Source organism: Fibrobacter sp. UWB15 (genome assembly GCF_900177705.1).
In the GTDB taxonomy this organism is placed as follows: Bacteria; Fibrobacterota; Fibrobacteria; order Fibrobacterales; family Fibrobacteraceae; genus Fibrobacter.
Genome location: NZ_FXBA01000008.1, coordinates 121,206 through 146,919 on the forward strand (window position 1 = coordinate 121,206; position 25,714 = coordinate 146,919).

General features: G+C 51.4%; 22 protein-coding genes. 7 read left to right on the forward strand and 15 right to left on the reverse strand.

The genetic code is table 11. From position 1 onward, the window contains the following. Positions 1–16: 16 nt before the first annotated feature. From B9Y58_RS11465 to B9Y58_RS11495, 7 genes are all read right to left on the reverse strand, one after another. Positions 17–1,063 carry an ABC transporter substrate-binding protein gene (locus B9Y58_RS11465; protein ID WP_073056536.1) on the reverse strand — a complete coding sequence of 349 codons (1,047 nt, stop codon included), beginning with the start codon at positions 1,061–1,063 and terminating at the stop codon, positions 17–19. A gap of 84 nt (positions 1,064–1,147) precedes the next feature. Next, complete coding sequence (locus tag B9Y58_RS11470) at positions 1,148–1,702, reverse strand: carboxymuconolactone decarboxylase family protein (protein ID WP_072801392.1); 555 nt, start codon at positions 1,700–1,702, stop codon at positions 1,148–1,150. A 230-nt stretch (positions 1,703–1,932) separates the two neighbouring features. Beyond that, complete coding sequence (locus B9Y58_RS11475; protein ID WP_073056534.1) at positions 1,933–2,844, reverse strand: PLP-dependent cysteine synthase family protein; 912 nt, start codon at positions 2,842–2,844, stop codon at positions 1,933–1,935. 1 nt (position 2,845) lies between these two features. Further along, positions 2,846–4,006 carry a trans-sulfuration enzyme family protein gene (locus B9Y58_RS11480; protein WP_073056532.1) on the reverse strand — a complete coding sequence of 387 codons (1,161 nt, stop codon included), beginning with the start codon at positions 4,004–4,006 and terminating at the stop codon, positions 2,846–2,848. A gap of 280 nt (positions 4,007–4,286) precedes the next feature. Beyond that, the gene (locus B9Y58_RS11485; RefSeq protein WP_073056530.1) at positions 4,287–4,958 is read right to left on the reverse strand and encodes a histidine phosphatase family protein; all 672 of its coding nucleotides are present in this window, start codon (positions 4,956–4,958) and stop codon (positions 4,287–4,289) included. Continuing rightward, positions 4,959–5,522, reverse strand: coding sequence for a phosphatase PAP2 family protein (locus B9Y58_RS11490; RefSeq protein ID WP_073056528.1), 564 nt, complete (start codon positions 5,520–5,522; stop codon positions 4,959–4,961). It lies immediately after the preceding gene. Positions 5,523–5,551: 29 nt separating this feature from the next. Then, the gene (locus B9Y58_RS11495; protein WP_085534930.1) at positions 5,552–6,682 is read right to left on the reverse strand and encodes an AAA family ATPase; all 1,131 of its coding nucleotides are present in this window, start codon (positions 6,680–6,682) and stop codon (positions 5,552–5,554) included. Positions 6,683–6,846: 164 nt separating this feature from the next. Between B9Y58_RS11495 and B9Y58_RS11500 the strand changes: the two genes are divergently transcribed. Continuing rightward, positions 6,847–8,019, forward strand: a complete 1,173-nt coding sequence (locus B9Y58_RS11500) for an acetate/propionate family kinase (RefSeq protein WP_073056524.1) — start codon at positions 6,847–6,849, stop codon at positions 8,017–8,019. Between the two features lie 119 nt (positions 8,020–8,138). On the opposite strand, the gene B9Y58_RS11505 is transcribed toward B9Y58_RS11500, so the two are convergent. Both B9Y58_RS11505 and B9Y58_RS11510 read right to left on the reverse strand, forming a co-directional pair. Further along, the gene (locus tag B9Y58_RS11505) at positions 8,139–10,844 is read right to left on the reverse strand and encodes an Ig-like domain-containing protein (RefSeq protein ID WP_073056522.1); all 2,706 of its coding nucleotides are present in this window, start codon (positions 10,842–10,844) and stop codon (positions 8,139–8,141) included. A gap of 160 nt (positions 10,845–11,004) precedes the next feature. Continuing rightward, positions 11,005–12,834: an ATP-binding cassette domain-containing protein gene (locus B9Y58_RS11510; protein WP_073056520.1), complete on the reverse strand. Its 1,830-nt coding sequence runs from the start codon at positions 12,832–12,834 to the stop codon at positions 11,005–11,007. 54 nt (positions 12,835–12,888) lie between these two features. Between B9Y58_RS11510 and B9Y58_RS11515 the strand changes: the two genes are divergently transcribed. Both B9Y58_RS11515 and B9Y58_RS11520 read left to right on the forward strand, forming a co-directional pair. Further along, on the forward strand, positions 12,889–13,848 hold the full coding sequence (locus B9Y58_RS11515) for an outer membrane beta-barrel protein (RefSeq protein ID WP_073056518.1): 960 nt from the start codon (positions 12,889–12,891) through the stop codon (positions 13,846–13,848). Positions 13,849–13,966: 118 nt separating this feature from the next. Then, on the forward strand, positions 13,967–14,785 hold the full coding sequence (locus B9Y58_RS11520; RefSeq protein ID WP_109639777.1) for a hypothetical protein: 819 nt from the start codon (positions 13,967–13,969) through the stop codon (positions 14,783–14,785). Positions 14,786–14,828: 43 nt separating this feature from the next. On the opposite strand, the gene B9Y58_RS11525 is transcribed toward B9Y58_RS11520, so the two are convergent. The 4 genes from B9Y58_RS11525 to B9Y58_RS11540 all read right to left on the reverse strand — a co-directional run bounded on the left by B9Y58_RS11525 (position 14,829) and on the right by B9Y58_RS11540 (position 20,288). Then, on the reverse strand, positions 14,829–17,825 hold the full coding sequence (locus B9Y58_RS11525) for a fused MFS/spermidine synthase (protein ID WP_073056514.1): 2,997 nt from the start codon (positions 17,823–17,825) through the stop codon (positions 14,829–14,831). A gap of 110 nt (positions 17,826–17,935) precedes the next feature. Further along, positions 17,936–18,337 carry a P-II family nitrogen regulator gene (locus B9Y58_RS11530; RefSeq protein WP_199220976.1) on the reverse strand — a complete coding sequence of 134 codons (402 nt, stop codon included), beginning with the start codon at positions 18,335–18,337 and terminating at the stop codon, positions 17,936–17,938. Next, complete coding sequence (locus B9Y58_RS11535; RefSeq protein WP_073321709.1) at positions 18,334–18,687, reverse strand: hypothetical protein; 354 nt, start codon at positions 18,685–18,687, stop codon at positions 18,334–18,336. The genes B9Y58_RS11530 and B9Y58_RS11535 overlap by 4 nt, the downstream gene beginning before the upstream one ends. A gap of 68 nt (positions 18,688–18,755) precedes the next feature. Next, positions 18,756–20,288, reverse strand: coding sequence for a DUF1538 domain-containing protein (locus B9Y58_RS11540; RefSeq protein WP_073056510.1), 1,533 nt, complete (start codon positions 20,286–20,288; stop codon positions 18,756–18,758). A 101-nt stretch (positions 20,289–20,389) separates the two neighbouring features. Here B9Y58_RS11540 and B9Y58_RS11545 point away from each other — a divergent pair, with 101 nt between their 5' ends. From B9Y58_RS11545 to B9Y58_RS11555, 3 genes are read left to right on the forward strand one after another with little or no spacing between them, the layout of a single operon-like run. Then, the gene (locus B9Y58_RS11545) at positions 20,390–20,935 is read left to right on the forward strand and encodes an RNA polymerase sigma factor (protein ID WP_073056729.1); all 546 of its coding nucleotides are present in this window, start codon (positions 20,390–20,392) and stop codon (positions 20,933–20,935) included. Continuing rightward, the gene (locus tag B9Y58_RS11550; protein WP_073056508.1) at positions 20,928–21,311 is read left to right on the forward strand and encodes a hypothetical protein; all 384 of its coding nucleotides are present in this window, start codon (positions 20,928–20,930) and stop codon (positions 21,309–21,311) included. Before B9Y58_RS11545 ends, B9Y58_RS11550 begins: the two co-directional genes overlap by 8 nt. Positions 21,312–21,315: 4 nt before the next feature. Next, on the forward strand, positions 21,316–21,984 hold the full coding sequence (locus B9Y58_RS11555; protein WP_073056506.1) for a Spy/CpxP family protein refolding chaperone: 669 nt from the start codon (positions 21,316–21,318) through the stop codon (positions 21,982–21,984). 77 nt (positions 21,985–22,061) lie between these two features. On the opposite strand, the gene B9Y58_RS11560 is transcribed toward B9Y58_RS11555, so the two are convergent. Further along, positions 22,062–23,168 carry a GTP pyrophosphokinase gene (locus B9Y58_RS11560; RefSeq protein ID WP_073056504.1) on the reverse strand — a complete coding sequence of 369 codons (1,107 nt, stop codon included), beginning with the start codon at positions 23,166–23,168 and terminating at the stop codon, positions 22,062–22,064. 8 nt (positions 23,169–23,176) lie between these two features. Further along, positions 23,177–23,740 carry an HD domain-containing protein gene (locus tag B9Y58_RS11565; RefSeq protein WP_073056502.1) on the reverse strand — a complete coding sequence of 188 codons (564 nt, stop codon included), beginning with the start codon at positions 23,738–23,740 and terminating at the stop codon, positions 23,177–23,179. Between the two features lie 75 nt (positions 23,741–23,815). Here B9Y58_RS11565 and pgi point away from each other — a divergent pair, with 75 nt between their 5' ends. Beyond that, the gene (pgi, locus tag B9Y58_RS11570; protein WP_072979880.1) at positions 23,816–25,480 is read left to right on the forward strand and encodes a glucose-6-phosphate isomerase; all 1,665 of its coding nucleotides are present in this window, start codon (positions 23,816–23,818) and stop codon (positions 25,478–25,480) included. Positions 25,481–25,714 lie beyond the last annotated feature (234 nt).

Here is a 25,714-nt window from a genome sequence, read left to right on the forward strand (position 1 = left end):
CAACAAGGAATTTCGATTACTTGTTCAAATCGACTTCTTCGTACAGATTCGCGACAAACTGGTCGGGATCCTGCGTGAGGTAGCCAATCTTCTTGAGCTGTTCGCTAAAGTAACGCAAGTCGCCCTTCACGTCGCGGCCAAGAGTCTTGCGTTGTTCCAGCGAAGTGTACACATAACTCTTAATCAGTTCAACAGCCAGCGGCTTGTCTTCGATTTCGGAATACTTGCCTTCGGCAATAATGTCAACCGTTTCTTCAGGGTGTTCGGCAATCCAGGCTTCCGCCTTGTGAATCGCACGCAAGAGTGCTGCAATCTTCGCCGGTTCTTCCTTCAGAATCTTGGCAGACACATAAATGAAGCAGCAGTAGCGACCGTCAAACACCGGGTCCTTCGCCACATCCATAATCACGTCGGCCTTGCCCGACTTTTCGTAAGCAGAAGCGAGCGGATCCCAAATGGCAGCGGCATCAATCTGTCCCTGTTCCAAAGCTTCGAGCGCAAGGTTACCATCGGCATAAGGCAAGAACTGCACCTGATTATCTTCGGGTTTGGTCGAAACACCTCCCAGCGAGAGCCAAAGGCTTGCAGCCTGATGCGGCGTGCCGCCGATTTCATCGACAGCAATCTTCTTGCCCTTCAAATCAGCAGCAGTCTTGTAGGGCGAGCCCTTCTTTACAAGCACCTTGATGCAACCGATGTGAATACCATCGACAATCTTGATATCGACGCCGTTTTCAATCGCCTGGAAAAACTGGAAATCAGAATTCGTGAGCGCATAAGTGCCCTTGCTAAGGCCCAGCTTACGCGTTTCGCCATCAGCGGCGATCAACTTGGCATCAATTCCTTCTTCGGCAAAGAATCCCTTTTCCTTAGCCACGTAGAAAGGCGCACCGCACAAGGAACCGTCCAAAATCGGGAGTTCCAAAGTACCGAACTTGAACTGGGATTTTTCTGCCTGCGGGGCTTCCTGTTTTTCCGCTTTTTCGTTACCGCATGCTCCGGCCAACAGGGCAAAGCCAAAAGCGAGCAAAGCGGTCAGATAAATTTTGAGATTGTTTACCATCGTGAATTCCTCTTTCAAAAAAGGCGCCCCTGAAAATGGACTTCGAATATTTCCAGGAGCGCCAGGTTGTACGGAGAGTACAAATTACTTGATATTTTCTCTCCAAGTAGCGGGCTTGAACAGCTCCTTCAAAGGCAACAGACGCTTGTCAACGTCGACGCCCAAGACAGAATTGAAGTTGTTCGTCGCCTGCATCTGAGCGCCAAAGCCCACGATAATGATGATCTGTTCGTCGGTATAGAACTTGCGGAGACCTTCGAAAAGTTCGTCCGGAACCTTTGTCGGATCCTTCACAATCTGCTGGCCCAGCTGCTGCAAAAGCTTCTCGTTTTCCGAAGTTTCGAAGTTGTTCGGATCGAGACCCAGAGCCTTCAAATCGCTAATGAAGAACAGCGAGCAAAGAAGGCAGCCGTTCGTCGTAGAAACCGAGTGTGCAAAAATCGTTGCAGCACGCAGACCCACCGTCTTTTCGAGACTTTCCCAAGCATCGTACCAGCCCATGAAAGCCTTGTAGATGCCGTAATCCTGGAGCATCACCAACTTCATGTTGGTCACCTTGCCTGCAGCTTCCAGCTTTTCGTAAGCAGCCTTTGCTTCGCCAGTCAATTCATTCGGTTGTTTTAAATGTACTCTTGCCATTGTTTATACTCTCCTTGTGGTGCTTCGCACCGATTGTTTTGTTATGCTAGGTTTTATTCCCTACCATTTTTGTAGGCTTTAAGATAGAATAAGAATTCGCCCTTTTCAAGGCATAAACGCATACTATTTAACTATGGTTTGTTATAAAAGAAAACTATTACATCCGCATCAAAAAAACTCCACCAATCTGGTGGAGTTTTGAAGACAGAGGCAATATCAACTAGTGACTTTTACTCGTACAATCCCTTGCTAAAGTAACGGTCGCCGCGGTCGGGGGCTACGAACACGATGTTTCCGCGGGCACCCGAGGCGATGAGTTTTTTGGCTGCGGTGAACGCGGCACCCGAAGAGGAGCCTGCGAAGATTCCTTCTTTCTTGGCGAGTTCGCGAGCGCCGCCAAAGGCGTCGTCATCGTTGATTTTGATGACCTGATCTACGAGCGACATGTCCATGGTGTCGGCGATAAAGTCGTTGCCGATTCCTTCGATGTTGTAGTCGCCATGCTCGCCGCCGCCCATGGTAGAGCCGATGGGGTCTGCGAGCACGCCCTTGATGTTTGGGTTCTTTTCCTTGAGCGCCTTAAGGATTCCGCTGAAGGTGCCGCCACTGCCTGCGCCTGCGACCACGTAGTCGATTTGTCCGTCCAAATCTTCGTAGATTTCGGGGCCGGTGGTTTCGTAATGTGCCAGCGGGTTCGCCATGTTGCGGAACTGTCTGAGCGAAACAGAGCCCGGAATTTGCGTCAGGAGTTCTTCGGCCTTCTTTTCGGCGCCGAGCATTCCGTCTTCGCGGGGGGTGTTGATGAGTTCTGCACCGAGGGCGCGCATGAGCGTCTGCTTTTCTTGCGAGAACTTGGTTGGCACCACGAATATCACGCGGATGCCGCGGTTGAGTGCCGCGAAGGCGATGCCGAGGCCGGTGTTACCTGCGGTGGCTTCCACAATGGTTCCACCCGGTTTCAGGAGACCCTTTTCAATCGCGTCGTTCACCATGTAAAGGCCGGTGCGGTCCTTCACGCTGCCCGAGGGGTTCCAGAGTTCCAGTTTGGCAAACAGGTTTACGCCTTCGGGAAGTCCCACGTGCGTAAGCTTTACAAGCGGAGTCTTCCCGATTAAAGATTGCATTGATTCGTAGTAATGCATATTACGCTTCCTTTGCGGCGTTAATGCCGGCGTTCAAATCCAAGATAATGTCATCGACTTTTTCAATACCTACAGACAAACGAATGAGTCCGTCGGTAATGCCCACCTTCTCACGAATTTCCTTCGGAATAGAGGCATGGGTCATGGTGGCCGGATGGCATACGAGGCTTTCGACGCCACCCAGACTTTCGGCCAGCGAAATCAGCTGCAATGCCTTGAAGAATTTCTTGATGTTGTAGTTTTCGTAAAGTTCGAACGAAATCATGGCGCCGCCGTTCTTGGCCTGTTTCTTGTTGATTTCGTAGCCCTGAGCAGTCGGAAGTCCCGGATAGTACACATGCTTTACGGCTTCGTGCTGTTCCAGGTAGCGGGCAATGCGTTCCGCGTTTTCGGTATGACGATCGAGGCGCACGCCAAGCGTCTTGATACCGCGAATCAGGAGGAACGAATCGAAGGGGCCGAGCACCGCACCCACGGCATTCTGATTGAACGCAAGCTTTTCTGCGATTTCTTTGTTGTTCGTTACCGCAAGGCCTGCCACCACATCGCTGTGGCCGCCCAAGTACTTGGTCGCAGAATGCACCACGATGTCGGCACCAAGTTCCAGCGGGCGCTGCAAGTAAGGAGTCATGAAGGTGTTGTCGACAATGGTCAAAATTCCGTGCTTCTTCGCAATCGCAGCAACCCCGGCCAAGTCCGTCACGGTCAGGAGCGGGTTTGCCGGGCTTTCGATAAAGAAAGCCTTTACATCGGGCGTCACCTTGGTATCGAGCGCTGCCAAGTCGGTGGTATCTTCGATAGAATAGGTAATGCCGAGGTTCTTGAAAACCTTGTCTAAAACGCGGAAGGTTCCACCGTAGACATTGCTGGAGATGATGATGCGGTCGCCCTGTTTAAAAAGCGAAAGTACCGTAGAAGTCGCCGCCATGCCGCTACCAAAAGCAAAGCCCGCGACACCGCCTTCAAGGTCGGCAATCAATGCTTCGAGCGCTGCGCGCGTGGGGTTACCCGTGCGGGAATATTCCCAACCGGTATTTTCGCCGAGACCCGCCTGTTTGTAGGTAGAAGTCTGGTAGATGGGCACGTTAACGGCTCCCGTGACCTTGTCGCCATCGATGCCGCCGTGAATGAGTTTCGTTTCAATGTATTTTGAATTTGACATTTTTTGAAGTCCTTTAGCGCCTTGCGCCTTTTAATGTTTAAATTCGAATAAAAAATCCCGCTCCGGAGACATAGCCGAGCGGGAATCTGTTTTAGATAAAAGCCTAAAAACTAGTCGCCCGTTCGACATCGACCCCAACAGAAACAACACTTGTTCATCATTTTTTGAGTCATTTACACTTTCCTACTATTTTCGTAGGGATAATATAGACAAAAACAATAACGCTGTCAACCAAAAATAAGCTATTTGGTTATACTATTTTTCTTTGGTTTGTTATAGTTTAAAACGATAACCAGCCGGTATCAAGGCCCGTCACGGGCTCAATGCGCTTCACATTCTTCTGCGCATCAGCAACCACGGCCATTCCCGTCAGATAATTCATCCAACGTTGCGGCGTAAAGGTCATCTTGCAAAAGTGCGTAAGGCAAGGCACAATCCAGGCGTCATGCGTCGCAAAAATGTTAAAGCGGACGTAGCCTTTTTCAAGCATCATCGCAAGCATTTCTTCGGAACGCGCGGCCAGAGGCGCAAACGCTTCTTTATCGCCGCGTGGTTTACCAGCAGTTTCATTTTGCAGCCACTGGCAAATACCTTCGTAAAAACCGGCGCGTAAGACCTTGGTGTATTCATCGTAATCTTGAACAAAGTATTCTGCGAGGCAATCAAGCGGCTGCACTTGCGGATTTTCGACACCGCGTCCAAGGCCAATATTCAAAGCCGTTTCAACGCAGCGCCCCACCGGGCTCGAAAAGAAACTCATATCGCCCTCGGCAGGAATGCACTTGCCAAGCGACAGGGCCTGCTCGCGCCCACGCTCCGTAAGGCCCACATGCGCACCAAAGTCAGGATCCTCAGGAGTTATATGCCTGCGTTCCCCGTGACGAATCAAAAGGAATACGCGTTCGTCAGCGGCAAGGGATTCAAAAAACTTCGCAACCGGTACAAATTCCATCTAAGCCCCGACACCGATCGCCGCAAGAACAGTCGGCGAGCAAAGAACCCAGATTACATTCGCAATTGCAAAACTTAAAACGCCCAGCAAGAAACCGCAAATAATATCCGTGAGCCAGTGCACGCCAAAGTACACGCGCAAAAGTCCCCATGTGAGTGGCAAGAGCATCATGATCCAGCCGTACTGCGGCACCACATAAAACACCGCCGAGGCCACCGCCAGGTTGTTCATCGTGTGTCCCGACGGAAAGCTGTACTTGTCAAGCGGCGGAACCTCCGCTTTAATCTGTGGATTGGCCGCAAAGGGCCTCGGCCGCTTGGTAGAAAGCTTTACGCCCTCGTACAAGCCAAGCGATACCACCACCGCTACCAAAGCCTGCGCCAAAATCGGCCAAAACGCCGACCAGCCCAAATGCAAAAAGAGCACCAGTGCAAAAATGCCCCAAATGTAGCCGTCGCCCAGGCGCACGTAAAACTTGAGGAACTTCGTCGTCTTCGCGGAAAAATGCCGGTTCGTCCAATAGACCGAAACCCGGTTGTCAAACTCTGCAATTTTCTTGAACATTTGCATAAATTTAGAAATCCTACAGTTCCTTAAAACTCCCGTTCCAGCCAGCGAGACAGGAATACATCATAAACTTGGTATTCCTGTTTTTCTTTGGATTCAAGCGTCAACAGCAATTCCTTTTCTTGCAAGGATTCTGCCGCACGGCGAGCGTTCGTGGAGCTACCAATGTTGTATTTCTTCAAAAACACGGTTGATGTCAGCTTACTCACGCTACCTTCTTTTGCAACGGCCACCAAAAGCAACCATTGCTGACGAGTAAGGAGTTCTCGGTACTGCAAAAAGTAATCGGATTCTCTTTCTAGAATCCTGTTTGCGGCATTTTTCACCACATCAATAGTCACGTTGCCACCGACAGCAAACACTTCGTTGCAAAGGGTCTGGGTATAAAATGTGTGGCGACGCGTCCACTCCAAAATCCAATCAACAGCACCGGCATCAATCGTTCTTCCCACCTCGGAAAAATGGCCCCGAATAAATTCAGCATACTTATCGGAATCGATTTTTCCAAGTGTCAGCAGTTTGGTGCTAGAAAAGAACGGACGACCCGCACTTGTAAACATTTCGGCCATCAACTTCTTCTTACTGCCACAGAATATAAAACGAATGTTTTGCATAGACTGCGTATAAGTTCTAAGCAAGGCTTCGGCTGTCTTTTCGGGATACTCCGTAATTTGTTGGAATTCGTCAAACGCCAACACAACCGGCTTTTCGCGGGTATTCAAAAATTCAAGCAGACTTTTGAGAGTCCATTCCTTTTCCGAAACGGTTCCGTAGTTAAACCGCAACTGCGGCGAACCCGAAATGGAATCATAAGTAAGCGTGGGGCGAAGCGTCTTCAAAAAAGTTACGAACCCTTTGCCAATAGATGTCTTTTCAGGAAATTTGATCAGGATGGCTTCTGCCAGGGTCTTGGTAAAATCTTCCAAGGTCAACGTCGCGAATATGTCAACATAGAGAGTTTCGTAATTCAGGCGCCGACGCTTCATTTCGGCAAAGGTATGCAAAATCAATCCCGTCTTTCCGTACTTACGCGGAGAGACCAGTGTCGTATCGGCACCGTTCTGAATATTCAATATAATAGCGGCAGTTTCGTCATCTCTGTCGCAGAAATAGGCCGGCGATTTATACCCTTTGACAATGAACGGATTTTCTTGCATAAAGACCTCTCTATACTAATATACAAAAATTGCCTAAAATAGGCAACCTATTTTAGGCAATTTTTCAAAGTCGACCCAAAACGGCCATTTTTCCCGCCCCCAAAGCCAGCGGCCCCCTAAAATGCTATTTTTTCTCCCATAATCAATTACCAAGGTTTTTTAATATGCGCGTACTCGTTCTTAATTGCGGCAGCTCCTCGGTCAAGTTCGCCGTTATCGACACCCAGACCAAAGAATCCATCTCCAGCGGCCTCGTCGAAAATATCGGCGTGAACGGCCACGTGAAGGCCAAGGGCCCCGAAGGCAACATCGACTTCAATTTCGACTGCCCGACCCACGCCGAAGCCGTTGCCGAGGTACAGAAGTTCCTCGCCGAACAGAAGCTCACCGACACCATCGAAGCCATCGGCCACCGTGTGGTGCACGGCGGCAAGTACGTCAAGAGCGAGCGCGTCACGCAGGAAGTCATCGACTACATCCGTAGCATTACCCTGTTCGCCCCGCTCCACGAACCGGCACACGCTACCGGTATGGAATGCGCCACCAAGTTCTTCCCGGGCCTCCCGCAGGTCGCCGTGTTCGACACCGCCTTCCACCAGACCATGCCGCGCAAGGCTTACCTCTACGGCATCCCCTACAAGTTCTACGAAGAAGACAAGATCCGCCGCTACGGCGCACACGGCACAAGCCACCGCTTTGTGACCGGCGAAGCCGCCAAGATTCTCGGCAAAAAGCCGGAAGACTGCTGCTTCATCACGGCTCACCTCGGTAACGGTTCCAGCTGCTCCGCCATTTTGAACGGCCAGTGCGTTGACACCACCATGGGCTTCACCCCGCTCGAGGGCCTCATCATGGGCACCCGCTCCGGCTCCCTTGACCCGGCCATCCTCTTCTTCATCAGCAAAAAATACGGCTACGACATTGACCGCCTCGACAAGCTCGTGAACAAGGAATCGGGCCTGCTCGGCCTCTCCGGACTCTCTAACGACATGCGCACCCTGACGCAGGCCGCAAGCGAAGGCCACGTGGGTGCACAGATCGCCCTCGAAACATTCGCCTACAGGCTCACCCGCGAAATCGGCGGCATCGCCATGGCTCTCCCCCGCATCGACGCGCTCGTATTCACCGGCGGTATCGGCGAGAACAGCAAGCTCGTCCGCAAGATGGCCATGGACAACCTCAAGATTCTCGGCTACCAGATCGACGAAGCCCGCAACGAAAAGAACGGCAAGGAATCCGGCCACATCATCAGTAAGGACGGCACCCCGACCGCCATGGTCGTTGCAACGAACGAAGAACTTCTCATCGCCCTCGACACCGAAGCGCTGGTGAAGTAGGAAGTTAGAAGTAGACAGTAGGCAGTGGCCCTCTGGGTCTATCTGCCATGTCACCTGAATATAAAAGAGGCTCCGCATTGCGGAGCCTTTACTGTCTACTTCCTACAGACTACTGTCTACTATTTAATCGTCCAAGTCTGCTTGTTCACTTGCAGTATCTTTCTGCCCTGCACCTGAGCGGCTGCGTTACGCACGTCAGCTTCGCTGACCGGGAGTTTGGCCTTCCACATCACGCGGCCCTGCATATCGAACAGGGCGACTGCGCCACGGTTTGCAAGGATAGCGTTCTGCCAGTTCATCTTCGGAGCAGCGACAATCGTCGAACCAATAGAAGTCTTGGGGTCCGCACTCAGCATCACGCGAAGAATGAAGGAACTGGAATCCTGAGCATCATGGGCAATGACGGTGAACGGAACTGCAGTGCCCGATTCGAGGGTCAAATCCTTCTTGGTATTCACAATCATCAGGTTACCCTGAATCTCACAATCCACCTTATTGGCCATGGTCTTGTTCGTCGATGCGGAATAGGTCAACGTATCGCCATCTGCATCTTTAAAGAAGACGCTCAAGTCAATGGTATCAAGCAACGTCGTCTTGGCACCCACAAACACCGTGTCGACAGTCTTTTTCGGTTCAGGCTTGTCGTTCACGCATTCAATGACCGCCGGGATTTCAAGATCCGTTCCCGCACCCTCGGCATCCTTGGCGGTCAAAATGATCTTGGCCTCGCCACAGGCATCCTTCATCGGCTTGACCTGCAGGTATCCGTTAGTAGCAATAACCGGGCTCGTGAGGCTATCGTCACTTCTGACAGAGAACGTCAGCTTGGTCACGGCGGTGCTATCGTCAGAGAACCAGCTCTGCATTTCAAGCTTGCTGTAGTTCACTACCTTGAAATCTTCTAACAGTGCAGCAAGGCGGGTGCCCACCGTATCGGCAACGCCTTCCTTAACAACCGGCGCCCTGTTCCTGTACACGACATTGAGCGTCACCAATGCCGGTGCAGAGGTATCGCCTTCGGCATTCACGACAACATAGACAAACACGTCCTCCCCTTCTTCTTTGGGAGCATTGTAGGTGAACGAGCCGTCTTCGGCAAGCACGACCTCTCCATAAGTAGCCTGTTCAATCAAGATGGCCTTAAGTGTAGACTTGGCATTGTCGGGGTTCTTGTCGTTAGCAAGCACGCCCTTCTTCGCAGTAATAGCATTCACGGTATCCTGCAGAACTTCGTACGTGTCTGCATTGGCAACCGGCGGATCGTTCTCTGGAGTCACCATCACATAGAAAGACACACTTGCCGTATCCTTGCCATCGACTGCATACAAAGTCACCTTGGCCACGCCATTTACGTTAGCAACAGGTTCCAGGTCAATCACATGGTTTTCGCCAAAGGTACCGTACTTAGCCGTGACAACTCCACTAGACTTAACGAGCGGAGTCAAGAAACCAGTCACATCCGGGTCGACAAAGATCAAGCTGTCTTGCGGAATCGTGACAGACACCGGCTCAAAATCTTCAGCCAGTACGAGCGTATCGCTCAGTTTATAGACTTTTTCGCCAAGGGTAAGGGTTAAACCCGGAGCGATACCGACAATCAGCGGGTCATCCACGTTAGTCACCGTAATCACGACATTAGCCACATTGCCCGCTACAGGTTCTTCGGTCTTGGTTTCAATCAGGCGATAGGTGAAGGTATCTGCGCCAAAGAAGTTTTCATCCGGAATGTAGGTGAATGCACCCGTCGAATCAAAAGTCAAGGAGCCATGCTTCGTTTTTGAAACAAGTTCAGCCTTGAAGTCCGTTCCTCCATCGGGATCGTAGTCGTTTGCCAAAACACCCGTCAAGATGGTAGACTTGGTCAGCTTGACTTCTTCCTTGACAGTATAGGCATCATTTACAGCAACCGGCGGATTTTCGCGGTCAACCGTAGCAATCGCAAATTCATAGACCACCGACTTTTTCGTGGGATCGGTAGCCGTAATGGTGACAGTCGTAGAACCCACCGGATTCGACTTCGTAATCAAATTGAGTTTTTTTGTCTTTTTGTAAAGCGTATCAGCAAGCAAAACGAGCTTTGAATCATCAATTTCTACCACATAAGCGAGTTCGTCTTCGTCAGCATCGACAAACACCTTGGTAAGGTCGAGTTTCAAGGTATCACCTTCATTCAGAACCACTTCGTCGCCAGCAGCAAAGCCAGCGCCAAGTTCCGGAGCATGCTGTTCGCAATTGGATCCCAGCCATACTGCAGAAACCGATATAGTATTCGTTGTTCCGTAGTCAGCCACAAAGGCCTGCTTGTAACCAAACTGGAGAGCCTGTTGCTTGGTAAGGTCCAAGGCCTTTACGGCACCCCATCCTTCCTGTTCCAAATCCGCGAACGCAATAAAGGTCGTCGTCATTTTTGTTGCGGCCGGAATCATTGCACCGTAAAAGTCGTAATCCTTAATGGTCGACTGCTTGAATTCCAGTCTGAACGGGACTTCTGCGGTATAAGTCAGACATACGCCTGCATAATCTTCGAGCGAAATCACGCCGTTGCTTTTTGCCCATGCAAAACCCATACCGGCAGCGCTACTTGTATTCGTCTTGCTCACAGACAAAGTAAGCACTTTGCTTTTGTCCGTCGCCGTGGTAAGCGTAGCCTTTGCGCCAGCCGCTTCAGCTGCGGTAGCCTTTGCATCGGGGTAAGAATACCAGCCGTTCACCGGAGGCACCGTACCGTTTCCATCTGCCGCACTCCACACCGTTGCAGAAGCAGCATAGGCAGAACCTGCCAAGGCGCACAACGCGCCCATCCACGAAATCATTTTTTTCACCATAATTGACCTCTTCATGATTTCCCAATTTTATCCATCATTACAAATCTATATTCTATTAGTTAATAATGCAACTTGGAACAATGTGTTTCTAAGGCTTTTTTGTCCATGAGTGTAAACTTTCGTAAACGAACTAGAATCGCTAGTCCGTTCTCTAATATCGTTATCCCAATGAGTCAAGTTCTTCGTAGCGTTCGTAAGCTTTCTCGAGTTCGGCTTCGCGGTCAGAAATCTCTTTCTGGAGTTCCACTATACGGGTAGCATTGGTGAACACTTCGGGCTTGGAAAGTTCCGTCTGGCGTTCGGCAATTTCGCTTTCCAATTTTTCGATTTTTTCGGGCAATGCGGCGTATTCGCGCTCCTCGTTGTAACTACGCTTTTTCTTTTTTACTGCCGTCGCCCCGGTACTCTGAGACGGCGCCGCACCAGGATTCTGCGCGGCTCTCGCCTGCTTTTCAGCTTCTTTTTCGGCGGCGATGCGAGCCGCATTGGCGGCTTCCTTATCGCGGACTTTTTTCTTGGCTTCGTAGTCGCTGTAACCGCCTACCGATTCAAAAACGTTACCGCCGTCTTCGATTGCGAGAATGCTCGTCGCAACGGAATCCAGAAAGGCGCGGTCGTGACTTACAGTAAGCACGGTTCCCTTGTAGTCCGCCAGGAGTTCCGCGAGCAAGTCCAAGGTTTCCATGTCCAGGTCGTTGGTCGGTTCGTCCAGCACGAGCACGTTACTCGGGTGACTGAACAGGCACGCGAGTAACAGGCGGTTGCGTTCTCCGCCACTCAAGGCGCTGATCGGGCCACGGGCGCGATCTGCCGAAAAAAGGAAGTCTTGCAGATAACTTAACACGTGGCGTTTGACTCCATTCAGCATCACATACTGCTGGCCGTCTGCAATGTTTTCCACAAGCGATTTGTCTTCGCGAAGGCGGGTACGCATCTGGTCAAAATAAGCAACCTGCAAGTTAGTCCCCAGGCGAATGTCGCCGGTATCGGGCTTAAGTTCTCCCAAAATCAAGCGCAGAAGCGTCGTCTTCCCCGAGCCATTAGGGCCTACGATTCCGATGCGGTCTCCGCGGGAAACTTCAGTCGAAAGTCCGTTGATGAGAGGCGCGCCGTCGTAAGAATAGCTCACGTCGGTAAGGCGCGCCACCAGGCGCCCCGAACGGTCCGCCTCGGTAATCTGCATGTTCACGTTGCCCGTTCGGGTGCGGCGCGCTGCACGCTCCTCGCGCATTTTAATGAGCGCGCGCACGCGGCCCTCGTTCCGGGTCCGCCTCGCCTGGATTCCCTTGCGAATCCAGACTTCTTCTTCGGCCAGGCGCTTGTCGAAAAGTGCATTCGCCTTGTCTTCTTCGGCCAAAGCCTGGTCGCGGAACTGCACAAACTTGTCATACGGAAAGTCCCAGCTGCGAACGCGCCCGCGGTCCAAGTCGAAAATACGGGTAGCCACACGGCGCACAAAGGTGCGGTCATGGCTTACAAAAAGCAAGGCGCAATTCAGGCGGGTCACGATTCCCTCGAGCCACTGGATAGCCGGAATGTCCAAATGGTTGGTCGGTTCATCCAACAACAACAGGTCAGGATCTTGCGCCAACGCCTGTGCAAAAAGCGTACGGCGTTTTTGACCACCGCTCAAACTGTCGTAAAGGGCCTCGGGATCGATTCCCGTCTTTCCCAAAATCGCCTCGGCATGGGTATCGTGGGTCCCGTCTTGCATCACCCCCGCCATGACTACATCGCGGACCGTACCCTCGATATGGGCCGGAATTTCCTGAATCATGCGGGAAATCTTGAGACCGGTCTTTTTTACGATTTCCCCTGCCTGCACCTCGACGTCCCCGGAAAGCACCTTCAAAAGCGTACTCTTTCCGCAACCGTTACGGCCCACCAGGCAAATCCGGTCACCCGCTTCGATATCAAAGTTTACGTTGTCAAGTAAGGGGGCATTCGCCCCTATGCGTAAAAGGAGATTTTGAGCAGAAAGAATCGGCATGGTTAAAATTTAGAATATTGTGTTTTCCCAATAAATTTTATTATAATTAGAAATATGAAAACTTTTTCGTTGTCAAATCGTTTAGCAGTCATTCTCCTGGCCAGCTCCTTTGCTGTCTCCAGTGTCTTTGCACAGGGAGACTTTGAAGGCTCCGGTGAAGTGCCCGACCCGAACTGCGTAGGCGACGGCTGCGGTTTCGTATCCGCCGACCAGGCCGAACAAAACGAAGAAAGCGCCAATTACTCTTACGACGATAACAGCTCTGCCGCAAATAGTTCCGCCGAAGAACCCTGGCCCGATTCCACGGAACAGGCATCCGCCGACAGTACCGAAAACGAAGTGGCCACCGCCAACATCGATGAAGAAGACGAAGAAACTCCGCATTATATCGAAGAAAACGCCGCCGAATACCGCGCCCGCAAAGAAGGATTCTCGAAGGGCGTGCAATTCGGCATTCGCGCCGCCGCCGGCGTAAGCAAGAGCTTCGGCAAACACGCAAGCGACTGGAACCTGGGCCCCGAATTTGGCGGCGGCCTTATGGCAAGGCTCCCCTTGGGCAGAACTTTCGCCGTCGCAACCGAATTGGACTTCTCCTACCGCCTCTACAGCTACGAGAGCAAGTCCGACTACGGCAAGAACGAGGCAAGCATCAACGAATCCCTTTTTGAAATCCCGGTCATGGGCCAGTTCATCTTTGATGAAGACGGCTTCTTTATTGGTCTTGGCGTCAACCTCGGACTCAAGATGAGCGGAGACTCCGAATTCAAGCAGACCATCAAATTCGAAGGCGAGACATCCAAGGACAAGCGCCCCAACACCGTCCCTACCGTCGGTGTCGAAATCGGCGGGCTCTTCGATATCGGCTATGTCGTCAACCGCTGGCTGGTGCTGGACCTCCGCGCTGTACAGAACTTGACCAACCTGTTGGATCTGGATTTGATCGCCGAATCCACTCTAATGCATTCAAAACTTTACACAATGCACATTACTTTGGGCGCCACACTCCTGCTCTAAAAATTTTCGGGAATTTCCGTTACGTCTCAGCTAAGTAAAAAAAATTTTCAGCACCATTTTTACCCGCTTAAATTATTTTATAGGCGGGATTTACGTGCTCTTTTATTATAATTAGACTATGGATTTAAAGAGATTGAGTGTAACAGTCGCCATGGCCTTGGCATTTTCTATGCCTGCCATGGCTCAAAGTGATGATGATGATGAAGGCTGGGCCACCGCCCCCTCCGCCCAAAGTTCCTCTGGCGAAGAAGGGTCTTACGATGGTTCAACCGACAGCGAATTTGCAAACGACGAAGAATACGCTAGTGCTTACGCCCGTTACAAAGCCGAGACTACCAAGAAATCCGAAATCAACCGCATGCGTAACGAAGGTTTCCAGCGTGCCGTGTTGTTAGGTATTCGCGCCCAGGGTGGTATCAATACCTTCTTTGGCAATAATTCCGACGGCTGGAAAATGGGGTTCCAAGGCGGTGGTGGCTTGTTGCTGAAGATGAACTTCATGATCAAGAACTTGAGCCTTGTTCCGGAACTTACCTTCAACTACAGACATTATTCCTACGAACAGGATATGGATGCCTACACAAACGAAGCTAGCATCGATATCATGATGTTCGAAATCCCGATTATCTTCCGCTACACCTTCGAAGACTACGACTTCTACATTGGCTTGGGCATCAACATGGGCCTCAAGCTGAACGGTTCGTCTGAATTCAAGACCAGCGGCGGTACGCGCGAAAACACTGTCGCCACCTCCGGCATGGAAGTGGGCGGCGCTCTCGACATCGGCTACATGCTCACTCGCTGGGTCAGCGTGGACCTTCGCGTGGTACAGTGCTTTACCAGCCTCTTGAACAAGACGCTAGTGGCTGAAGAAATCTTCTACGATTCTTCGCTGAACACGTTCTATACCACTCTCGGTATCAACTTCATGTTTTAATGAAGTTCAACAAGTTTAAAAAAGGAGCCTTGCGGCTCTTTTTTTATTTCTTGGTGTTGAGTTTTCTTCTGAGTTGTTGGATTTCGCGTTCGATGAGACGCTTTTCGACGGCGAAGAAGTCTTCGTTCTTCTGGATGACATTCTTGTAGATTGCATCGGCAAGTTCCGGTTCTCCCGCAAGGAGCGAAAGCACGATGCAGTTACGCAGGAATATGTCGCCCATGTCGTTCATCTCGTAGCGGTCAAAGAAGTTCGCAATCAAAAGGGCAGCCTGCTTGTAAACACCCTGACGGGCAGCCTCGAGAATTCCGAATTCGTCGGCGAAGGCCCGCGGGAAAGCATTCATGGAAACAAGATCCATCGCCTTCATGTAAACCTCGTCAGAATCGCGGCATTCAATCGGAACCTTGCGAATCCATTCCACAAAGTTTTCGCGGAACGTCTGGTAGCCCACAGAAGCTTCCAGTTCTGTCAGGCGCGGATTTTCAGACACGACACTATCCAAGATAACGCTGTCGCCATGGACAACCGTATCGACTTTAACAAGCACGCGGGAATAAGAATCCTTAGCAGCAGCCGCTTCAAGTTCTCGCATATAAGAAAGCAAGGCTGTCTTCTTGAATTCATCCTTCGGTTCTTCAAGCATCGCCTTCACGCGAGCGGGGCGACGCAAGGCATAGTCTTCGGGGTCAAGGTACTGTTGCCAGCAGACTTCGCAACTATCAAACACCTGCACAATGTGCGCTTCAGAATGAACGAAGCGGGCCTCTTCAGCCTTATTGTCGACCATCGGAATAAACAGGCTGTTCGGCTTCACACCCTCGAGCAGAGATTTAAGCATCTTGTTCGTGAAGAGGAAGTTCCTTTCGCCGAAGAATTCCGGATCGCGGTGAATGCGGTTGAACTCAGCCACCAACGCCGTATCCGTGGAGAATCGCCCGATGCCTTTCTGTATCACCGGTTCATCGCTCGCTATCATGATGATGTCCGGTTCATCGGTAGACTTATACAAACTAACGTACGGGAACACCGTATCGAGTGCTTTTAAAATGTTCAGGAACATCAGGTCGTTAAATTCATAAGTCTGAATCCACTGAACCCAAAGGGCGCCCGGCCGCATGTAACGGCGCATCTTGGCATAGAATTCATGAGCAAAAAGCCCTGCCACACCGCTCACCCACGGGTTAGAGGGCACGCTGATAATCATATCGTACTTGCGGCGATTCGTATGGAAGAACGTCGTCGCATCGTCAATGAAAATGTGAATGCGCGGGTCATCGTAGCCGCGGTAATTCCACGGATAAAAGCCCTTCGCCAAATCCATCATGGCCTGCTCAATTTCAACGCAGTCAAAGTCCTTGAGCAAGGGATCTGCAAGCAAGTAGTGAGCGCCCATGCCGCTACCGAAGCCGACCATCGCGGCGTCGTAGGGTTCCGTCTTCACGGCCATCGGCATGAAGGCTGTGGCAGCCTGCGTAAGTTCATCACTCGAAATCGGAGCCTCGCGGTTTTTGCTCATGCTCGCATCGGCCTTGCCGTTCGTCTTCACATAGTAATGCACCGGCGATTCGTGGAAGCTGATGGTCGCAGTCTTACCGTCGATTACCTGAATCTTTTCGTTGGGGTGCATGTTCTTGTAGCTGCGGAACACGCCCGAAGTAATGAGCGACGGATCGAATTTCACAAAGACTGCCGGCATAATCATCACGCACACCATGATATAGAACATCACGCTGTAACGGAAACGCTTGCGGTAAATCACCAGCAATAAGAAACCAATCGCAAAGTCAAGCAGTGCAGCTGTCACGAGAGTGCCCTTGAGTTGCAACAGGGGCAACAGCAAAAGTCCACCACCTGCAGAACCGACAATGGAACCGAGTGTATTCCAGCCGTAGACCTTGCCAATCGGGGCTTCGCTCTTGAAGGCACGAGTCAAAATCAACGTAATCAGCGGGAGCGTCATCCCCGCAAAGAAACTCGTGGGAATCATCCACAGCATCGAAAGTGCATACTTGAACAGGCTCCAGCAAACGTAACCGTCAGACGTCGGATTGAAAATCTGGTTCGCCTCGTTCATCATGCCCCAGAAGGGCTGGTGGAAATACAGCGTACAAAGCGCGAAGAACGCCATGAAGATCTGCGCCATCGAAAGCACAATCAAGCTGTCCTTTTTCAGGAGCTTGCCGCTCACCGCAGAACCCAGCGCAAGGCCCAAGATAAAGGCCGAAAGCATCTGGTCAAAGCTATGGCTCGAGGACCCAAGCAACAGCGACAGCAAGCGAATCCAGACAATTTCATAGACAAACGAGGTAAGGCCCGTAATTGCCGCAATCCAGAACCAAGTGTTCTTAGGTGGCATGGGCAACTTATGTTCGGCCACGTAATCTTCATCATGAAATTCGGCAGCGTCTTCATCTTTGGGAGCCACAGGCGAAGTCGTCATGCCAATAAAGCTGAACACCGCCGCAAGCAAGAAGTTAATCGAAGCCGCTACACACAAAGTAGCATGGTTACCGATTTCAGGTATCAGCAAATAACTGGTTGCCAAGATGCCGATAGCAGAACCTAGGCTATTCGTAAAATAAAGCATCGGGAGCGAAACTTCGGCACCGCTCTTGCGCATAAGACCCGCGGCAATGAAGGGGAACGTCATGCCCACCGCAATCGCAATCGGGAGAGTCGAACCTGTCGCAAGAATCACTTTGGCAATTTCTGCCCCGCGGCTGGTCAAGGACGCCGTATATTCAGAATCGAAGAAAATTCCTGTCAACCAGTTGTACAGCGGGTGGTAAGCCACCCCACCAATACCAATGGCTAGTTCTACAATACCATACCCCAAGAGTGGGCGTTTGGTATGCACCACCATTTTGCCTGCCACAAAGCTACCTATAGCAAGGCCGCCCATGTAAATGCAGAGCGTGAGCACCTGGCCGTAGCTAGAATGCCCCAAGAAGAGTTTAAGGTAGCGCGCCCACGAGCCTTCGTAAATGAGGCCCGCGAACCCGGACAGGGCAAACAGGAAATAGACTAGGATATTCATATCCTAATTATAGTAAGAAGTAGACAGTAGGAAGTAGGAAGTTTTTAGTTTGGTCGTATACAAAAAGGCCCGCTAAAGCGAGCCCCTATCAAGCCGTACAAACGAGTTTTTTATTGTTTTTCGGCTTTTTCGACAGCGACTTCGGCTTTTTCAGCCGCTTTTTCGGCAGCAACCTCGGCAGCCTTGATTTCGGCCTTCCACGGGGTAAGGCCTACCACGTTGTCGACCGGGAGCGAAAATGCGATTCCCTGACCCATGGTGTCAAGCCCCGCCTTCTGGTAAAGAGCATGCAAAACGGCATCCTTGATCTTGGCGTCGACCAGAATCATGACGATTTCTTTTTCAGGCTGGATCGCGATATGGAAAAACGACTCGGCTTCCTTGTTCGCCGTACCGCGGGCATTCAGAATCGTACCGCCACGGGCACCGGCATCCTTCGCCGCTTCCATCACGGTTTCAGAGAATCCGGTATTCACAATACAAAAGATGACTTCGTGATTGAATCCGCTCATTTTTCGTTTCTCCGTACCGCATCGCGGTTATCGCTTAAAAAGTTAAAGATGGACTTGCCGATAATGCTTGCCATCGGGATCGTATAGGCAATGCCCTTGCCGCCTACAATCGTATTGAATTTTTCGGCCAAACTTTCAAGAGCAGCCTGCAGCTGGTTTTCGCCAATCACGCTAATGATCACAGCGCGGTCCGAATCCGCAAGACCCATGGCTGTCGCAATTTCACGCGGGGCTGTCCCCTGGCCGAATAGCACCATCTGCATGTTCACGCCAAAAGACTGGATGTGGTCCATGTAAAAGTCCGCCTTGGCACGGCCCACCACCGTAATCAAAATCTTGAGGCGGTTCATTGAGACTTTAGCCCGGGTGCCACGCACGATTCTGTTTCGAATTCTTTTTTCGATTTCCACAGCGTCCCCTACATAAAGTCAATAATCTGTTCATCGTCGGCATCCTGGATGCGACGCATCATCATGCGGTTACGGAGCGCCGTCGAAACGGTCGCCCTGAAACCGAGCACCTGTATCGTAATCAAGGGCGTCATCGCGACCATCGCGACAATACCGAAAGCATAATTCAAAATCGAATCGCCACCGTCACGCAGGCCCGCGCATGCACCAATCGCCAAGGGCAGAATAAAGCTAGAAGTCAACGGACCGCTTGCCACGCCACCCGAGTCAAACGCAATCGCGGTATAAAGCTTAGGCACAAAGAACGAAAGTCCGAGCGAAATAAAGTAACCCGGAATCAGGTAATAAATTATCGGGAACCCGACAATAATGCGGATCATCGAAAGACCAATCGAAATGCCCACGCCCACCGAAAGTGCAATCAGCATGGAGCGCTTGGTCACCAAGCCGCCAGTGACTTCTTCGACCTGCTTGTTCAACACGTGCACCGCAGGTTCTGCAAGCACCACCACCAGGCCAAGCACAAAGCCCGCCACCACAAGCGCACGTGGCATAGCGCCCAACTGCTTGCCCAATTCAAAACCAATCGGCATGAACCCGACCGCCACCGCAGTCAAGAACACCACGAGACCCACGAACGTATATACAATGCCGAAAGCCATAGGGACAATCCTGCTCCAAGGCAGCCTAAGTACCGTAAACTGCAACAACAGGAAGAACACCACAATCAAGCCGAGCGCCACAAGCACTTCTTTTGCAACGCCTAAAACGACCGGCAAGAAATTCAATCCGAGACTTGCATCAATCGAATACGCCGATTCCGAAAGCTGGTACGTCAAATCTCCCTTCGAAAAAATCACGAGCCCCATGAGCGCAATAATCGGGCCCACCGAACAAAGCGCAATCAGGCCGAAGCTGTTTTCATTCGCATTTTTACCGCCAATGGCTCCCGCCACACCCACACCGAGTGCCATGATAAAGGGAACCGTAATCGGGCCCGTGGTCACGCCACCCGAATCAAAAGCCAGCGGAACAAAGACATCTTTTCCGAAGGTGACCATGACCATGCCAAGCATGAACAACACGAGGTAGAAAAAGATGATGATAGTCGAAAGATCTTTCTTGAACACGATCTTGATAATCGAAAGCGCCAGGAAACAACCCACGCCAACACCAATTGTCGCGATCAAGAGAGTAGGCTCCACCGCCGCACGCACCTGCTCGGCAAGCACCGACAAGTCAGGCTCTGCAACCGTAATGAGCACACCCATCACAAAGCACACCGAAACAAGCAACTGCAGGCGCCTGGATTTGGCAAGGCCCGAACCCACATGTTCGCCCATCGGGGTCATGGCAAGGTCGGCGCCCAGGTTAAAAAGCCCGATGCCCACAATCAAGAAAATCGCACAAATAGAGAAAACAACAAGCTGTTTAAAGGACAATGACACCAGCGGCGTACAAGACACCGCAAGCACAATCAGCGTGACCGGCAAAACCGAGCCAAACGCCTCCTTCAACTTGTCCTGCAAAATCTTAAACATTTGCGGGAAATATAGAAAAACGCAAGAAAACGCACATTTTTATAATTATTTTTCTGAAAAACATGCAACCAGCAGGCATTCAGGCGCATCTAAAGGGTACAATGGACGAAAAAGTGATACTTCAACACCTTAAAGGCGGCAGCCGCGAAGCGTTAAGCCTACTTTGGCAGGCCCACAGCGCGAACGTGCTGAATTTGGCTTTTAGGATGATGAAGGACCGCGACGAGGCCGAAGACATTCTGATGGATGTCTTTGTGCAAGCCCCCAAAGCCGTCCAAGGCTTTCGAGGCGAATCGGCCCTCGGGACATGGCTTTATAGGCTCACGGTAAACGCCTGCCTCATGAAGCTGCGCGCCCAAAAGCGACACCGCGAACTCGAAGAAGAACACTTGGACTCCATTATAGAAGAGGCTCTTGGAAAAGGCGATTTAAAGAACGAAAATTTCGATCCGGAACTTTTGGAAAAAGGTTTGGCAGAACTTCCGGCAGAATCACGCAGTATGCTGTGGCTCAAGGATGCCGAAGACTTGGATGTAAAGGACCTCGCCGAAATCTACAAGATGCCCGAAGGAACCATTAAAGCAAGGCTTAGCCGCGCAAGACACTTTGTGAAGAACTATTTAAAGGAGCGTAAGAACCATGCCTAACAAAATCGATTTTTCGAAGCTTGAAAGGCTTACCCCCCGGGAAGATTCCTGGGCAAAAGTCTGCGCCCGCCTCGACGCCGAGGCTGCAAGTGTTGCCCAAGATGCGCCCGCAAAAGGGAAGATTCTCGCCATCAAGAGCTGGTACAGCGCCATTCCGCTGGCTGCAAGTTTTGTACTTGTGAGCCTTACGGCACTGTTGCCGTCTTTCACCAGCGATATTGAACCCGCCGAAACGGCCGTGACCGAATTCGTTTCGATTAACGATTCCGCGCCGTCCGAAGTATTGAGCTGGTATTCTAGCCTCGGAAATTCCACCAGCGACGAATTCGAAACTCTGGAAGAAACTGTCGGCTTTAATTATTTAACCAAGGAGTAACCTTATGAACGGAAACAAGCTCTTTATTGCAAGTATTATAGTGCTTGCTCTCGCCCTCGGCTTTTTCGCCGGAAGGTTCTGCAATTTCAATTGTTGCTCTAGTAGCACAACCTGTTGTCAAAAGGGCGGTCCTTGCGCATGCTCGCAAGGTTTGCCTTGCGCCTGCGAAAAGAACGGACAGCCCTGCCATTGCCCGAACTGTGCAAAGCACGAAAACGGCGAACACAAGCACATGGGTGAAAAGCACCACGGTCCCAAATTCAAGGGAGGCATGAACCCTGCTGCCATGGATTCCTTGCTGCAGGTGACACCGGAACAGAAGGCTGCTATCGAAGCTAGCCGCGCTAAAGGTGATTCCATTTTCAGGGAACTCCGCAAGCAAAAGCATGAAGCCGAAAAGGCTTTAGGCGAAGCTCTTGAAAGCAAGGATTCTGCCGGAATCGATGCCGCCAAGGCACGCGTACTCGATGTAGACAAGTCCCTGTTGGAACACCGCATCAACGGGATGCAGGCCCTTGCCGGAATCTTGACCGCCGAACAGCTTGAAAAGTTCAACGCCTTCCACAAGGAACAGATGAAGAACTTTAGGGAGCGCATGAAGAACGGACCGCACCGCGGTCCCCATGGCGGTCATGAACACGGCAACCCGCCTCCTCCGCCTCCGGCTAACTAAGATTTGACTCCCTCAAAAAGCAAAAAGTCCTCGGCATCGCTGTCGAGGGCTTTTATTTTCTTTTTTCAGTCTACCAATTATTTCTTCATAAACGGCAAATTCTGAGCGACACGGAAAAGACCTTCAGCACGATGCCTGTTGCCCGCAGATTCCCCATTCAAGGTCTCCAGGAAACGAGTCAGTTCCAGCACGCCACCACCTTGCTTGAGCACATACACGGAGCAAAGGGCGATTACGCCGAGAGAAGAATTGATGATATCAAGATCAGTACCCGCCAGCTGGAATGCCGCTAACTGGTATGCATCTTCCATATTTCCTTTTATCATTCTGTCAATGTCGCCGAGAGTCGTAAATCCAAACGACACGAACACCGCCAAGAACCGCGAAAGCGACGTCTCGTGGATTTCGGCCTGGTTAATAGAGGCGATACGCTTATTCAGCGAATCGAAAGGACGAAGTTCCAAGTAGTTGCCAAAGGAATCGCCATTCAGTTCCACTTCGTCAAAACTGCCCGAACTCACCAGGGACTGCACATGACGACGGTAATCATTGATACCCGAACGAATTAGGCAGAACTGCTCATCGACCAGTTCCAACATTCCCGCGAGGCGGTTCAAATTGCGCAAGTATTCCTTGGGGACTTCAAAACCCGACTTGTAACCCGTATCGTGATCCAGCACCGACCACACATGCTGTAAGGCCGTGCGCATCTGCACCTCAAAACGAATCTTGTTCATTTGCGGAAACTCAGGATCAAAATACTTTTCTTTGGGCAAGCGACAAATATAATGCAGAGAATTGTAGCCGAAACTGTGAATTTCATGCATCTTACGTTTATCGATACTATTGTCCCAGTCAATTTCAAAAAGGCGACTCACGAGAGCGGCAACTTTATCGACTTCATCGCTATAGAAGGTAATAACACGGACTCCCAAAATATCGGTCAAGTCCGCAAGCGAATTGTACTTGCCCGTCTTACGTTCAAGTTTGCCCGCAAGGCTGTCTTCTGCCTTGACGCGGCCTTCGATTGCATTGATGTAGATTTTATTTTCTTCAATACTTTCGCGAAGGGTTCGCTTGACAACTCTCAACAGCTTTTCAAATACAATTCGCTGCTCGCGGTACTCTTCCAGAATCAGCGCTTCTTTAGGCGGCAGGCGATAATCCTTCTTCTCTTCGTCCATGGCTCACCTTACTTCTTGAAAACCTTTTCGACGGTATCAAAGAATTCATCGTAAGCGAAAGTTCCCTTGAGGCTAGCGAGTGCACGGGCAAGCCCGCGGAAATGCCATTCGTGCGAAGCCTTGTCCTTGACACAGAACAAGTCCCATACCTTGTCGCCAATCGCCTGGTAATCACGGTAGATGGCGCGAATATTGCTTAATTTGTCTGCAAGCGCTACAATCTTGACTTCGTTAGTTGCCGAAGACAAACGTTCAATCGCTTCTTCTTTACGAAGGCGCCAGCTTTCTTGGCGGCTCTTGCCTTCAAATTCAATATCCGATTCCGCCTCGACAAGTTCCGCAATGCGCTTGCCGAATTCGCGTTCTACGTCCTTGAGCGTCACAGCGGTATCTTCTACCGTATCGTGCAATGCCGCGGCGGCCAGAAGTTCCTGGTCGTTCGTCATGGTGGCAGCAATCGAGACAGCCTCCATCGGGTGAACTATATACGGGAAACCCTTCCCCTTGCGTTCTGCACCCTGGTGCGCCTTGACCGCAAAAACAATCGCTTTGTCGAGAATTGATGTATCCATGTCACTAAATGTATATAAAAATTTTTCTATTTTTACCCTCGCAACAAATAACCGCGCAGCGGAAAGGATTAATCTATGTCGAAACTGACTGATTCTCAGGAATGGAAGGCCCTTGAGGCCCACGCCGAAGTCGCAAAGACCTGGCACATGAAGGAACTCTTCGCAAAGGACCCGGCTCGCGCCGAAAAGTTCAGCGCCGAAGCCTGCGGCCTCTTCCTGGACTACTCCAAGAACATCATCACCGACGAAACCATGGCAAAGCTCCAGGACCTCCTGAAGTCCGCCGGTTTCGAAGACATGCGCCGTAAGTACTTTGCCGGCGAAAAGATTAACACCACCGAAAAGCGCGCCGTGCTCCACACCGCTCTCCGCTACAAGGGTAACGATCCGATTTGCGTCGACGGCAAGGATGTGATGCCCGAAGTTCGCGCCGTGCTCAAGCACATGGAAGAATTCACCAAGCTCGTGCGTACCGGCAAGTGGAAGGGCCACACCGGCAAGTCCATCAAGTACGTGGTGAACATCGGTATCGGCGGTTCCGACCTGGGCCCCGTGATGGTCACCGAAGCCTTGAAGCCGTATGCCGACAAGCCGGCTGCTGGCGAATACTCTCCGGAAGTCTATTTCGTTTCTAACATTGACGGCACCCACATGGCCGAAACCCTCAAGAAGGTGAACATCGAAGAAACGCTCTTCATCGTTGCTTCCAAGACCTTCACCACTCTTGAAACCATGACGAACGCCGAAACCGCCAAGGCTGCCGTTCTCAAGGCCTTCAACGGCGACGAAAAGTCCATCGCCAAGCACTTTGTGGCGCTTTCCACCAACACCGAAGCCGTGTCCGCCTTCGGTATCGACACCGCCAACATGTTCGAATTCTGGAACTGGGTGGGTGGCCGTTACTCCCTGTGGTCTGCCATCGGTCTTTCGATTGCGCTGCGCATCGGTTTCGACAACTACATGAAGCTCCACCAGGGCGCCTACGAAATGGATCAGCATTTCAAGACCGCTCCGGTCGACAAGAACCTCCCCGTTATCCTCGCCCTCATCGGCGTTTGGTACAACAACTTCTTCGGTGCTTCCAGCTACGCCATGCTCCCGTACGACCAGTACCTGCACCGCCTCGCTGCCTACTTCCAGCAGGCCGACATGGAATCGAACGGCAAGACCGTTGACCGCGACTCCAAGCGCGTGAACTACCAGACGGGTCCGATCCTCTGGGGCGAACCGGGTACGAACGGCCAGCACGCCTTCTACCAGCTCATTCACCAGGGCACCAAGATGATTCCGTGCGACTTCATCGCCCCGGCCAACAGCCACAACAAGGTCGGCGACCATCACCAGAAGCTCCTCTCCAACTTCTTTGCACAGCCCGAAGCCTTGATGAACGGCAAGACCCTCGCCCAGGCCCAGGAAGAACTCCGCAAGGACGGCAAGAGCGAAGAAGAAATCGCATTCCTCGCCCCGCACAAGGTGTTCGAAGGCAACAAGCCGACCAACTCCATCATGATGGACTACGTTTCTCCGGAAACGCTCGGCGCCCTCATCGCCATGTACGAACACAAAATCTTCACGCAAGGCGTTATCTGGAACATCAACAGCTACGACCAGTGGGGTGTTGAACTCGGTAAGCAGCTCGCCAAGAAGATCCTTCCGGAACTCGCCAAGGCCGATGCCGAACTGAACCACGACAGTTCCACCAACGGTCTTATCCGCTGGTTCAAGGCTCACCAAAAGTAAGCTAGGTGGCGGGACGTTGCCCCGCGCTACAGTGTCATCCTGAGCGGAACGCCGTAAGGCGTGAAGTCTCTTTGACCACTTGGTAACTTGTTACCTTAGTGGGCATGATCCCCGAATGGGGAGAAGGATCTAAACTTTAAAAAGTGACCCGCCGGCATAGCCGGCGGTTCTTCATGGACGGGCATAGCCCTAGGATACTAGCAACGCGTCGCACGCGTTGACGGCCTGACACTG